Raw genomic sequence first — 13922 nt, 5'->3', positions numbered from 1 at the left:
AAACTCATACGGTGTTGTAACTTCGGTTGCAACACCGTTTTTTTATTGTCAATTTTATGGTACAATCGACTAGTACAAATATCGTTATATAGTAGCAGTTATCGTAGTGATGGAAGATTAATTGTTAACTTTCAGATAAAACGAAATTGACTAGAAAGATACGAGGCTATTCATGAAATCAAACGAAACAATGATTGAGGTCAATCATTTAAGCCATTTATATGTTGATGAAAATGGTAATGACGTGCGTGCCCTAGATGATGTGAGTCTTACCATACGGCGTGGCGAATTTGTGGCCATTATAGGTACTAACGGCAGTGGTAAAAGTACATTGGCTAAGCATTTTAATGTGTTATTGCAACCTACAGCGGGAAATGTTACCGTATGTGGTTTTGACACATTAAATGATGAACATATCTGGAATATTCGCCAACATGTGGGCATGGTATTCCAAAATCCAGATAATCAAATCGTAGCAGCTGTGGTAGAAGAGGATGTAGCATTTGGTCCAGAGAATCTGGGCGTACCTAGTGCTGAAATTCGTAAACGTGTTGATGACGCTTTGGCTGCAGTAAACATGACCGAATATGCGGAACATGGTCCGCATTTATTATCTGGAGGTCAAAAGCAACGGATTGCCATTGCTGGTGTACTTGCTATGAAACCAGATTGTATCGTACTAGATGAACCTACTGCTATGTTGGATCCAAAAGGGCGTTTAGAGGTTCTTGAAACAATTCATAGACTCAATAAAGAAGAAGGTATTACCATTGTAATCATTACCCATTTTATGGAGGAAGCGGTAACCGCAGACCGTGTTGTGGTTATGAAAAATGGCGTTAAATTACAAGAGGGAACACCGCGTGAAATCTTTACTCAAGTGGATACGCTAAAAGGTTTAGGCTTAGATGTACCTGTTGCAGCTGAGGTTGCATCGAAACTCATTCAAAAGGGCGTAGATATCCCTAATGATATCATTACTAATGATGAACTTGGTGATGCATTAACGACGTACTATGCGAAGGAGGCACACTGATGGCTATTGTATTAGATAATATTACCTATACCTATGGTGTGGGTACTCCTTTTGAGAAAACAGCGTTAAAGGGCATCTCCGTAACCATTGAAAATGGTGAATTTCTTGGCATTATTGGACATACTGGATCGGGTAAATCCACATTTGTGCAACATCTCAACGGTTTATTGCATCCTACGACTGGTAAAGTGACGGTCAATGGTGTGGACGTAAGTGAAAAAACTGATGAAGCAAAACACATGCGTCATAAGGTAGGCATGGTATTCCAATATCCTGAACATCAACTTTTCGAGGAAACGATTGCCGAAGACATTGCATTTGGGCCAAAAAACTTAGGCCTTGATGCAGAAGAGGTAGATCGTCGAGTGCGTGAAGCTATGGCCTTTGTAGGTCTGGATTATGATACCTATGCTGAACGTTCTCCGTTTCATTTATCTGGCGGTCAAATGCGCCGCGTTGCCATAGCTGGTGTAGTGGCGATGGAACCGGATTTTCTTGTACTCGATGAACCTTCTGCAGGCCTTGATCCATTTGGACGTGAAGAAATCTTTGATGAAATTATTAAACTACATAAGGAAAAGGATGTAACAGTCATCCTCGTATCTCATAATATGGAAGATATTTCACGCATGGCGAATCGTCTCATTGTATTAGATAAGGGTCAGATTGTACTGGATGGTAAACCGTTAGATATCTTTAATCATCATCGCCATGTATTACAACAGGTTGGCGTAGATGTGCCACCTGTGTCCGTATTGATTGAATCATTGCGGAACCGAGGCCTTGATGTATCAAACGAAGTATTAACCGTAGATGATGCTGTACAAGCTATTCTAGAAGGAGGTCAACATGTTAAATAATATTACAATTGGCCAATTCTTCCCTGGTAACTCGTTATTACATCGTATGGACCCACGGGCAAAAATTATAGGCACTACTATTTTCGTTGTTGCCATATTTTTGGCTAATACACCATTGGCGTATGGTATTGTGGCGGCTTTTACCATTGGAGCTATGTTATTATCTCGTCTGCCATTACGTTTGATGTGGAATGCGATAAAACCATTATGGATTATCATTGTATTCACAATGGGGATTCATATTTTTACAACTCCTGGTAATAGCATCATCTCCTATGGCATCATTAATATTACGGATAATGGACTGGCTATGGGCTTGCAAATGGCGGCACGATTAGTATTCTTAATCTTATTCTCTTCCTTGCTAACCTATACGACATCACCTATACGGCTGACAGATGGCATTGAACATTTACTAAACCCATTCCGCCGCATCGGTGTGCCAGCTCATGAACTAGCTATGATGATGACCATTGCATTGCGTTTTATTCCTACCTTGCTTGATGAAACGGATCGTATTATGAAAGCCCAATCGGCTCGTGGTGCTGATTTTGTAACAGGTTCGATTATTCAGCGAGCTAAAAATATGGTGCCTCTCTTAGTGCCGTTATTTATTAGTGCATTCCGCCGTGCTGATGAATTGGCTATCGCTATGGAAGCACGTTGCTATCGCGGCGGTGTCAATCGTACGCGTATGAAAGAACTCAGCATTACATGGGTTGATTATGTAGGCTTGGGAGCCGTGTTTATTGTAACGGCTATCTTATTACTCCTATGGTGGTTAGGATAATGCGGAATATACGGTTAATTGTGGCCTATGATGGTACTGATTTAGCGGGTTATCAGAAACAACCTGCTGATAAGGGGATTACTGTTCAAGGGGCTTTGGAAAAGGCCTTATCTATTATTTGTGCTGAACCAATCCAAATTTATGGTGCATCGCGTACCGATGCGGGTGTACATGCACGCTTTCAAGTCTGTGCATTTCAAACATCGGGATCCATACCGGTAGAGAATATTCCACGGGCGACGATTGCCCATTTGCCAAAGGATATCGTTGTAACAGAGGCTGTTGAGATACCATTAGATTGGAAACCTCGTCATAATATTTTTGGTAAGGAATATATTTACTCCATTTATAATCGTGAAATTGCAGACCCTATGGGGCAGCGGTATCATTGGCATATAAAGAAACCTCTAGATGTTAAAGCTATGCGTCAAGCAGGCAAAGCTCTTGAAGGAACGCATGACTTTTCTACATTGAAAGGGGCTAATACGACACCGGTGGATCCTGTAAAAACCATTTATGCCATCGGTATTAAAGAGAAAGCGGGTCGTATCGATATTTCTGTTGTGGGTGATGGATTTTTATATCATATGGTTCGAAATATAGCCGGCTTATTAGTGGACATTGGGCTAGGCCGAAAATCAGTAGCCCAAGTTCCTGAACTATTGGTCGCAAAGGATCGTAAGCGAATTGGAAAAACAGCACCGGCTCAAGGTCTAGTATTAGAGGAAATTTTCTTTACTACTGATAGACTACATGCGGTAATAGAACGTATTAAAGAAGAATAATTATGAAATGTTACATTGTAAAACGTCTACTATACATGTTACAATTGCACTATAAGACAGGTTTATTACTTAGCTGTAATTAATATACATAGGGTAGACTCTTGTCAGCATTGTAATTATATCCTAAGGAGGGTGAATCTCTTGCAAAAACGTAAAGATTTTATCTGGAAAATGGGTGGGCAACAAGGTGAAGGTATCGAGAGCTGTGGCGAAATCATGGCTACAATCCTTGCAAAAGAAGGATATTCTCTATACAGTCAACGTTTGTTTGCATCCCGTATCAAAGGTGGTCATACTACCTTCGCATTGCGCGTTGCATTAGAACAAGTTATGTCCATTGGTGAAGGCGTAGACTTCTTGTTGGCTCTTGACCAAGAAACTGTTGATATGCATGGTGTTGAAGTGCGTGATGGTGGTTATATCATCTGCGATAGTAAAGTAAAACCAGATTTTTCTAAATTTGAAGGTTCCAAAGTTAACTGCTTATCCTTGCCAATCTCTGAAACGGCAATGAAACAAGGTTCCTTGTTGATGCGTAATATCGTAGCACTTGGTATGTCCGTAGCGCTTCTTGGTTTCGACACTAAGATGTTTAAAGATGCAATCGCTGCAAAATTTGCGAAAAAATCCCAAGAAATCGTGGATAAAAACTTGGCAGCTTTTGATGATGGTCATAGCCTTGTAATGGAAAAATTAGGTGATGTAGAAATCGATACATTACCAGCTCCTGGTAAGAAAGATCAAATGTTCTTATTAGGTAATGAAGCATGTGCTCTTGGTGCTATTGCAGCAGGTTCCCGTTTCATGGCATCCTATCCTATTACTCCAGCATCTGAAGTAATGGAATACATGATTAAAAACATGGATAAATTAGGTGCTACTATCGTTCAAACAGAAGATGAAATCGCAGCTTGTATGACAGCTATGGGCGGTGTATACGCAGGTGTTCGTGGTTTCACTTGTACTTCTGGTCCTGGTCTATCCTTGATGGCAGAATCCTTGTCTATGGCATCCATGGCAGAACTTCCTATGGTTGTTATCGACGTACAACGTTCCGGCCCATCCACAGGTATGGCTACAAAGGTAGAACAATCCGATATTGATGCGGCTTGCTACAACGCTCATGGCGATTATGCAGGTATCGTTATTTCTCCAACATCCATCGAAGAATGTTTCTATGAAATTCAAAAAGCTTTCAACTTGGCAGAAATGTATCAATGCCCAGTTATCTTTATGCCGGACTTACAACAAGGTTTGAATAAACAATCCGTTCCTACATTTGACTTGAACCGTGTACCTATTAATCGCGGTAAAATGATGAAGGAAGCTGACCTTCCTGAATTGGAACAACCGAAATACTTCAAACGCTTTGAATTGACAGAAGATGGCATTTCTCCTCGTACGATTCCTGGCATGAAAAATGGTCTATTCCTTTCTACAGGTCTAGAACATAATGAAGAAGGTAAACCAGCAGAAGCGCCTACAATGCACGTAGCGCAAACTGATAAACGTTTCCGCAAATTGGAAACTGTAGCTGATAACTATGAACCATTCTTGAACAATGCAAAATACGATGAAGCTGATGTACTCGTTGTAGGTATGGCTTCTAGCCGTGGTGCTATCGAAGAAGCAGTTGCTGAATTCGATCAAGAAGGCGTTAAAGTTAACCATTTACAACTTCGTTTGATTAAACCATTCCCTGCAAAACAATTGCAACCATTCATGGATGCAGCTAAAAAAGTTGTTATTGTAGAACATAATGCAACAGGTCAATTGACTAACCTATTCAAAATCAACATGCATAAGAAATCCAAAATTTCTAGCTGCTTGAAATATGATGGTAATCCATTCACAAAATCATATGTGAAAAATGCAATTAAGGAGGTCCTATAATATGACAACAGCTAAAGATTACAGAAATGATATTCGCCCTAACTGGTGTCCTGGTTGTGGTCATTATGGGGTACAAGCTGCCATTACTGATGCAGTAGTAGCAAAAAATATTCCACCTGAAAAATTGGCAGTTATCTCTGGTATCGGTTGTTCTAGCCGTATCGGTGGTTATTTCTATGCATATGGTGCACATACAACTCATGGTCGTGCGCTTCCATACGCTCAAGGCGTTAAACTTGCTAACCAAGACTTAGAAGTTATCGCTTGTTCCGGTGATGGTGATGCGTTCGCTATTGGTATGGGTCATACTATTCATGCTTTCAAACGTAATGTAAACATGACATATATCGTTATGGATAACCATGTTTACGGTTTGACTAAAGGTCAAGCATCCCCTCGTTCCGATATCGGTTTTGTTACAAAAACAACACCTCGTGGGGCCTTTGAATCACCATTGTCCGTTTGTGAAACTGCTATCGCTGCAGGTGCTACATTTGTTGCACAAGGTTATATGATTAACCGTGCTGAACTCGTTGATTTGATTCAACAAGCTATGGACCATGAAGGCTTCTCCTTCATCAACGTATTTAGCCCATGTGTTACATACAACAAACACAATAGCTATGACTGGTTCAAAGAACATTTGACTAGCTTGCCAGAAGGATATGATCCAACAGACCGTGCGACTGCACTTAAAACATTAGGTGAAACACAAGGTTTGGTTACTGGTCTTATCTATCAAGATACGACTAAACCTTCCTTTGAAAAAGCTATGGCCGCTGTTAATGGTGGTACACATCCACGTCCATTGACTGAAGATGTTGTTAAACCTGATCAAGCATTATTTGATAGCCTTTGCAATCAATTTAAGTAAGTTTAACTTAACATATATCGTGTTCTGATATAGGTCCCCTCTTTACTGACTACTATGTAAAGAGGGGATTTTCATTTTATTACTTTTCGGTTAGTGATAATTACTTTACGGAGTTTTTCTTAACTGATATACTAATTTTAATTTAAGTTATTTATAATTAAACATAGGTATAGTACCTGCTAGACGTATTTTAACTATTACAGCCATAAGATAGAGGGGTAGAGTAACGTGTCGAATGAATATAATGAAGCATTACTAGAACCACTAAAGTATTACAGAGAAAGTCTTAAGGATACATTCCAAGGTATTACAGAAGATTATTTTCAAGATTTGGTAAATCAATCACAGGTTGATATTAATAAAAATAAAGACTTAATAGATAAGTATACGAATGTTTCGGAGAATCGAAATCAGTCTAACAGTACATATAAACGGTTTGGTATTGTACGAATTATCGATTCCATTGTGGGCATAGGCGCACTTATTTATGGTGTGTATCAGTTTTCACAACCGCAAATGGATATTCTATCCATCGTTATATGTATCGCTATTATAGCCTTATGCATAGGGCTGTATGTATATTGGATTCGACCTAATCGTAAGAGCCTCGAAGAGAAACTGAATGATTTAGATGCAACGCTAAGTCAAATACGTGACGAAGGGTACGAAATGATGCAACCGTTGAATGAGTTGTTTCATAGTGAGATGACCGCAGAACTCATCAAAAAGGCAATTCCCTTTATTCATTTAGATTCCAATTTTAATATGGAACGCTATGAACAGCTCGTTAAAGATTATGGCTTTTTAGAAAAAGATGATGTAAATCGCTCTACATTGGATATTACTTCCGGAGATATTTTAGGAAATCCTTTTGTGTTTATTAAGCGTATTATCCATTGGATTGATGATTATACATATGAAGGTACTCGTGAGGTCGTCTATACAGAAGAATATATAGATTCTGATGGCAATACAAAAACTAGAGATGTAAGTGAAACACTTCGTGCCACTTTAAAACGACCTGGTCCATATTATGCGGATAGAATATCCTTGGTATATGGTAATCATGCAGCACCGAATTTAATATTCCATAGAAGACCACCAGAAAAAGGTTTATTTAATTTTGGAGGTGCGAAGATTCAACTGGCAAAACGCATTGCAGGGCTTAGAAAGAAAAGTGAAGATGCCTTAGAAGCTGGTGGAAACTTTCAGGCGTTGGCAAATGAAGAGTTCGATGCACAATTTAATGCATTAGACCGAAATAATGAGGTCGAGTTCCGCGTGTTATTCACTCCATTAGCACAAAGTAATTACAAAGATATTTTTGAGAATTCTCCCTATGGTGATGACTTTGTTTTCAATAAACAATGTAAAATCAATGAAATTTTAACTGATAACTCTATGGATTGGAATTTCGATACCGTACCATCACAATACTATGATTTCTCCTTTGAAAAGATTAAAGAGAAATTCATTAATTTTAACTGTAGCTATTTTGAGCATATGTATTTTTCATTTTTGCCAGTCTTAGCAATTCCTGTATATCAACAAATGGCTTCTACTGATTATATTTATAAGAAATCTTATGATTTTAAATATAATGATTACATTACAGAAATGCTCGCGAATAAGATGAACCTTGGGTTATTTATTCCTCCTGATGCAACGCAGAGAAGTAATGTAAAAACATTGCTAAAAACGAGTCACTATAAAAAAGAGGCAGATTCGGAAATTATTAAGGTAGATGCTTATTCGTATAGGACTATTGAGCATGTGGATGAGGTTCCTGTTACAGCAGGTAATGGTAGAACCTATTATGTACCAGTTAAGTGGAATGAGTATGTGCCGGTTACAAAGCATGAACTTATTGAAGTAGCAGAAGTAGATACAGTTGACGATGATTTCAAGCGTGTTAAAGAATTGAATCATTACCAACGATCCGAAAATAACAAAAATGGTTCCTTTGCCTATGGACATTTTATGGTAGGGAAACTCTATAAAGATAATCAGTCTCTAGTAGACTTATTACATACGATTTTTGAACAAAATGGAGGTAAGTAAAATGGCTAATCAACTTGATGAAATGAACCCAGAGATTATGGCAGAAGGCAGAGATGTACATGTTATTGCTAAGGTGATTCCCGTAGAAACCAGTGGTTTTGAAAAACTGATACCTACGATTTTAATGGCTATCGGTGTAATTGCTATCGTTTTAGGGATAGTGATTGACAAGTACCTCATATCTGCTATAGGTGTGGTTGTACTTGTTTATCCTTGGTGGCGATTAAAACAAATTAGTTCCGAATTTAATATGATGGAACAACGAATTCAAAATGCAGCATCTGAAATTGATAACTATATGGAACAACGGGTTGTTATTCTTTCTAATGCGGCTAAACTTGTAGAAAAATCTATCGAAGTAGATAAAGACATTCTTGTGGATATTGCAAAGTATAGAAGTGGTAATTTTAGTGAAGAATCTAGAAGCGATGTAAATGCTCAGCTTAATAAAGCGACGAGAGCATTAAATGTAGCTATAGAAAATTATCCAGAATTGCAAAGCCAAGATACAATTCGCGATGCAATGCAACAAAATTCATATTTGCAAAAAGAAATTACAGCTGCTAGAACTTTATATAATGATGCGGTAAATACTTGGAATCGAGAAATATTCGATTTCCCATTCAAAAAAATTGTAGCTGCTAAAGAAGGTAGAACCACAAGAATTCCATTCATAGCAGATCAAGAGACTAAAGAAAAAGCAAAAGGTGTTTTCTTTTAGTTGATAAAGTTTGATGCGTAATATAAAGGGGATACTATGAAAACATATGAAAAAGGCATTAGCTTGTCTATTTGGACCTTAAGCTGGCCTATATTTATCGAAGTATTCCTGCAAATGCTCGTCGGCAATATCGACCAACTGATGATGAGTCATTACTCGCCACAGGCGGTAGCCGCTGTAGCTAATGCGAATCAAATTTTAAATATTTTTATCATGCTCATCGTTGTTATGAGCACTGCCACGACGATTTTGATTGCCCAATATTTGGGTGCTCGAAATCAGTCAAAGTTATCAGAGGTTTGTACCGTTAGTTTAGTGCTAAACTTTGTATTCTCCTCTGTGGCGGCGGTGTTTTTCATCACTTGCCATGAATGGATTTTTACATGGCTTGGGATACCACCAGAAACGATGGGGGATACATCGTTGTATACGACTATTGTAGCGGCAGGATTACCAATACAGGCCATGTACTATGCATTAGTTGCCGTATTTAGAGGCCATTCGTTGACGCGTATTACCATGTATGTGGCACTCGTTATGAATATTATCCATGTAGGAACGAATTATATTCTAATTTTCGGTCATGGCCCGATACCGAGTCTTGGTGTACTCGGTGTATCTATTTCTACATGGCTTTCAAAGGTAATTGGCCTTCTTATCATCGTATATCTGTTTAAGACACTGTTGCAGTTGCAGGTTAGCACGTCTTATTTAAGACCCTTTCCTTGGCATACGGTTAAATCCTTGCTCCATATTAGTGTGCCATCCGGCGGTGAAACATTGAGCTATCAATTATCGCAAACGACGATTATGAAGATGGTCAATATTCTAGGGTTAACTGTGATTAATACGAAGGTTTATGTATATGTCATCGCCATGTTGTGTTATGTGTATACCATAGCCTTATCGAATGCATCACAAGTTATCGTAGGATTCTTGATGGGCGCTAAACGGCAAGATGAAGTAACGAATCGCGTGTGGCATTCTATGTTTTTAGCCATCGCTATCAATGTAGGATTGGCAACGTTCTTTTATATAACGAGTGATACGGTTCTATCTGTATTTACAACGGATCCTGAGATTTTATCCTTAGCCCATAATGTGCTCTTGGTTGAGATTTTCCTTGAACTAGGGCGGGCTGTAAATATCGTTATGGTCGGTTGTTTACAGGCCGCAGGTGATATTCGTACCCCAATGCTAGTTGGTATCTTTGGCATGTGGTTATGTGCTGTGCCATTATCGTACCTATTTGGTATTTATTGGGGCTGGGGCCTTGTAGGCATATGGATTGCTATGGCTGCTGATGAGATTTTACGAGGTGTATTGTTTATCTATCGCTGGTATAGCGGAAAATGGAAAGAAAAACGTCTTATTGAGGTGTAGTGGTATAGTTTGTTTGCGTTTCTATATTGGAGATATAGGGACACTTGTGAAAGTAGGTTTATATGAGTAAAACCGTAGGTATCATTGGGTTAGGTTTGTTGGGTGGTTCGTTGGCAAAGGCTTTGAAAGCCTATACAGATTATGATGTCGTAGGGTATGCACGCCGACAAGAGGTATGTGATGCAGCATTACAAGATGGGGTAGTATCCCAAGCTTGGACCGAGGTAGAGCCACTCATTGAACATTCGGATATCGTAGTGTTTTCCTTGCCGCCAGATACTAATGCTCGACTTTTTACAGAGGTGGCTCATCTGTTTAAACCAAGTCAGGTGGTAACAGATGTATCCAGTGCAAAAGAAAATTTTGTACGCGCCGTGTATGAATCTATTCCAAAGGGAACCTTTTTCGTATCTGTTCATCCTATGGCGGGATCTGAAAAGGGCGGTTATGAAGTGTCTCATAAAAACCTATTTAAAGGCATGGGGTGGATTGTATTAGAGGATAAGGCGTCTGATGTGTATAATGAAGAGGTGGCTAAAGAATTGGCTGATATGGGGCGTGCCGTTGGTTCCCGTATCGAATTTGTCGATGTATATGCTCATGATGCATATTTAGCGATGGTTAGTCATATGCCGCATCTGATAGCCGCCATTTTAACACAAGTATCTGGTGGCGATGAGCTCGGCGAATTACGTATGCGCTTATCCGCAGGTGGATTCCGTGACTGTACGCGTGTAGCCGGCGGTTTGCCATCCATGTGGCGTGAAATCATTTATGGGAATCGTCATAATGTATTAGAAGGCTTGTCTAAAATGGAAGACGAAATTCGTAGGGTAAAAGAAATACTTTCACAAGAAGACGAAGGCCAAGCCTTAGAAGACTATTTACATAGAAGTAGAGATGTTAGAAATAAATTACCGTACTTGACGGGACAAATTAAGAATAATTAAGAGGAGTTGCTATGGGGGTACTACAAGAAACCTGCGACGCGATTCACAGTCGTAGTAAAGAGATTGAACAACATATTATTAAGAATTGGAATGATGCGTCAGATAGTAAGCAATATGGACGTCTCGTCAATATGGTGGCTCAATATGGGGCAGCTACAAATCAAAAGGATGTAACAATTCCAAAACCTTGTATGATCATTGCCTCTGCCGATCATGGCGTTGCCGATATGGGGGTTAGTGCCTATCCAAAGGAAACCACTGTTGGTATGACGCAAAATTACTTAATTCCCAAAGGGGCTGGTGCCAATTCCTTAGCCAATTATTGTGGTGCTACAATGGAAGTTATCGACATGGGCATTGATGCGGATATGAGCTGGGTCCCTGGACTGCGTTCTCATAAGTTGGGGATGGGCACAAAGAATTTTGTAGAAGAACCGGCTATGACGCGGGAACAAGCAATCGAAGGTATTGAAACGGGCATCAAATTGGTTCAAGAAAAGATGTCTGACGGGTACAATGTGTTTCTTGTAGGTGAAATGGGAATTTCTAATACGACAGCAAGTGCACTTATGACGGCTAAGTTTGCGGGCCTCACTGCAGAAGAGGCAACGGGGCGAGGCACGAATATTTCCGATGAACGCCTTAAATTGAAACAACGCATCGTTCATGATGTATTGGTTAAATATCAGGATATTCCAAAGGACGACGCCATTGGTATTTTGGCTGCCGTAGGGGGCTTTGAATTTACATGTATTGTAGGTGTCATTTTGGGGGCCGCTGCTCATCATGGTATGGTCATCATTGATGGCTTTAATACATCTGCTTGTGCACTGGTGGCTAAAACATTGGTTCCAGCATCCATGGACTACGTTATGGCTTCTCATTTATCTGCAGAAAAAGCGGCTAAATCTTCATTGCAAAATCTTGGATTAGAAGCCTATGTGGACTTAGGTCTTTGCTTAGGAGAAGCCTCTGGTGGTTCCGTTCAAATGGGGATGCTTGACCTTGCAGTTCATATGTATAAGTCTGTCACAGGAGGTAAGGCATGAGAGCTTTTAACATTCAACCATTAGATACGAAAGCGATGGAAACATGCCGGTATCGCATTGATAATTTAACCAAACCTATTTATAGTCTGGCTATGCTCGAAACGATAGCTGAACGATTTGCAGGCGTATTGGCTGATCCTAAACCAAATCATTTAAAATATGGTGTTCTTATTGTAGGAGCAGACCATCTTGTGGACGGTCCTCAAAATGTTGAACATGGACATACTAGTTTAAATGCAATAAAACGATTTAATGAAGGCATGAGTGCTACGCAAGGGGCGGCATTTAAATTACAAGCACCGGTTTACGTTGTTAATATTGGCTTAGAACAAGATACAAATCATTTGGCGAATATTGATTCTCGAGTTATTCGTAAGGGGTCCCACTTCTTTGGCGTAGAACCTTCTATTAGTCATGATGAATTGGAACAGGCGCTTGAAATGGGCTTTGCTTATGCGGATAAATTACATGAAGCAGGCCTACAAGTGGTGGCCTTAGGTAATATAGGTGAACGCACATTCCTTGATGCGTTGGTTACGACCGCTACCGTTACAGGCGCATCGTACGAGACTTTATTGACAGAATCTGATAATGGACCTACCATTGCACAGCGTGCTGCACACATCCATTCGTTTGTAGATCCATTTGATATTACTGTAGATGATTGGTCTGTTTTATCTGAAAGCGACCGCCGCACTGCTGTATTGCGTTTGCTTCATGTAGCAGGTGGCCTCGATATTGCTTTCTTAACAGGCTTTATCTTAGGTGCTGCTAGCCATCGTATGGCTGTGGTATACGATAATGCACTAACTGGTGCTGCTGTACTCGCAGCAGTGACGATGGAACCATTGGTGAAAGACTATGTTTTCTCATCCGCTGTTTACGATGATCCTATTCATAAGGAACAATGTCGTTTTTTAGATGTAAAACCTCCATTACATTATGATTTACAAATCGATGAAGGCTTAGGCTCTACAATGGGGCTATCTATCGTAGATGCATCTATGCATATGTTAAATGACATGAAAACATTCGTAGAAGCAGAGGTTCGTGCCGCTGAGGATGGTGCCGGTAAAGGTAGACAAGAAGATATTAAATAATGATAGAGAGGACTTCATGATATATAGTTCCTTTACTTAAGAAATAGTAAAGAAGGTATATATTTGAAAGTCCTCTTTAATATGTTTGTTATAAATCATGTAGATTTGTATCATATAGATTTCGTATTATTTTTATAGGAAATTCATTGAAAAACCATTGACACTATATGTGTAAATTGATATTATTATAAGGCAGTCAGAACTGACCTAGTTTGGTTCTTGACTAACAGAAGGTAATTATGATATAGTAATTATCGGTTCTGTATGCGGGAATAGCTCAGCGGTAGAGCACCGCCTTGCCAAGGCGGGGGTCGCGAGTTCGAATCTCGTTTCCCGCTCCATACATTCCTCGATAGCTCAGTTGGTAGAGCAATCGGCTGTTAACCGATCGGTCGTAGGTTCGAGTCCTACTCGGGGAGC

Annotated in this window: 12 protein-coding genes and 2 tRNA genes; all 14 read left to right on the top strand. The window is 39.6% G+C overall.

Going from position 1 to position 13922, the window contains the following annotated elements; translation table 11 throughout:
- Positions 1 to 172 precede the first annotated feature (172 nt).
- The 14 genes from O3598_RS06970 to O3598_RS06905 all read left to right on the top strand — a co-directional run bounded on the left by O3598_RS06970 (position 173) and on the right by O3598_RS06905 (position 13921).
- A complete protein-coding gene (locus O3598_RS06970) occupies positions 173 to 1036 on the top strand; it encodes an energy-coupling factor transporter ATPase (protein WP_316112460.1) in 864 nt (287 codons plus the stop codon).
- On the top strand, positions 1036 to 1896 hold the full coding sequence (locus tag O3598_RS06965; RefSeq protein ID WP_005376981.1) for an energy-coupling factor transporter ATPase: 861 nt from the start codon (positions 1036 to 1038) through the stop codon (positions 1894 to 1896). Before O3598_RS06970 ends, O3598_RS06965 begins: the two co-directional genes overlap by 1 nt.
- Entirely contained in the window at positions 1886 to 2686 is an 801-nt protein-coding gene (locus tag O3598_RS06960; protein ID WP_005382780.1) for an energy-coupling factor transporter transmembrane component T family protein, read from the top strand. Before O3598_RS06965 ends, O3598_RS06960 begins: the two co-directional genes overlap by 11 nt.
- A complete protein-coding gene (truA, locus tag O3598_RS06955; protein ID WP_371452256.1) occupies positions 2686 to 3471 on the top strand; it encodes a tRNA pseudouridine(38-40) synthase TruA in 786 nt (261 codons plus the stop codon). Before O3598_RS06960 ends, truA begins: the two co-directional genes overlap by 1 nt.
- A 141-nt stretch (positions 3472 to 3612) precedes the next feature.
- Complete coding sequence (locus O3598_RS06950; RefSeq protein WP_005377147.1) at positions 3613 to 5364, top strand: 2-oxoacid:acceptor oxidoreductase subunit alpha; 1752 nt, start codon at positions 3613 to 3615, stop codon at positions 5362 to 5364.
- A 1-nt stretch (position 5365) separates the two neighbouring features.
- Entirely contained in the window at positions 5366 to 6238 is an 873-nt protein-coding gene (locus tag O3598_RS06945; protein WP_005382786.1) for a 2-oxoacid:ferredoxin oxidoreductase subunit beta, read from the top strand.
- 228 nt (positions 6239 to 6466) lie between these two features.
- The gene (locus O3598_RS06940; protein ID WP_371452255.1) at positions 6467 to 8299 is read left to right on the top strand and encodes an MAG1210 family protein; all 1833 of its coding nucleotides are present in this window, start codon (positions 6467 to 6469) and stop codon (positions 8297 to 8299) included.
- A 1-nt stretch (position 8300) separates the two neighbouring features.
- Positions 8301 to 9020, top strand: coding sequence for a LemA family protein (locus O3598_RS06935; RefSeq protein ID WP_009661889.1), 720 nt, complete (start codon positions 8301 to 8303; stop codon positions 9018 to 9020).
- A 36-nt stretch (positions 9021 to 9056) separates the two neighbouring features.
- Positions 9057 to 10403, top strand: a complete 1347-nt coding sequence (locus tag O3598_RS06930) for an MATE family efflux transporter (RefSeq protein WP_137662115.1) — start codon at positions 9057 to 9059, stop codon at positions 10401 to 10403.
- 62 nt (positions 10404 to 10465) lie between these two features.
- Positions 10466 to 11353 (top strand): prephenate dehydrogenase, encoded by an 888-nt coding sequence (locus O3598_RS06925; RefSeq protein ID WP_137662116.1) that lies wholly within the window; start codon positions 10466 to 10468, stop codon positions 11351 to 11353.
- A gap of 11 nt (positions 11354 to 11364) precedes the next feature.
- Complete coding sequence (locus tag O3598_RS06920; RefSeq protein WP_371452252.1) at positions 11365 to 12402, top strand: nicotinate-nucleotide--dimethylbenzimidazole phosphoribosyltransferase; 1038 nt, start codon at positions 11365 to 11367, stop codon at positions 12400 to 12402.
- The gene (locus O3598_RS06915; RefSeq protein ID WP_164733524.1) at positions 12399 to 13502 is read left to right on the top strand and encodes a nicotinate-nucleotide--dimethylbenzimidazole phosphoribosyltransferase; all 1104 of its coding nucleotides are present in this window, start codon (positions 12399 to 12401) and stop codon (positions 13500 to 13502) included. Before O3598_RS06920 ends, O3598_RS06915 begins: the two co-directional genes overlap by 4 nt.
- 266 nt (positions 13503 to 13768) lie before the next feature.
- A tRNA-Gly gene (locus tag O3598_RS06910) sits at positions 13769 to 13843 on the top strand.
- Between the two features lie 5 nt (positions 13844 to 13848).
- A tRNA-Asn gene (locus O3598_RS06905) sits at positions 13849 to 13921 on the top strand.
- The last annotated feature ends 1 nt before the right edge of the window (position 13922 follow it).

The organism is Veillonella atypica (assembly GCF_041431435.1).
GTDB lineage: Bacteria > Bacillota > Negativicutes > Veillonellales > Veillonellaceae > Veillonella > Veillonella atypica.
Note: the sequence above shows the minus strand (reverse complement) of the source record. Positions and strands in the feature narration are given on the sequence as shown.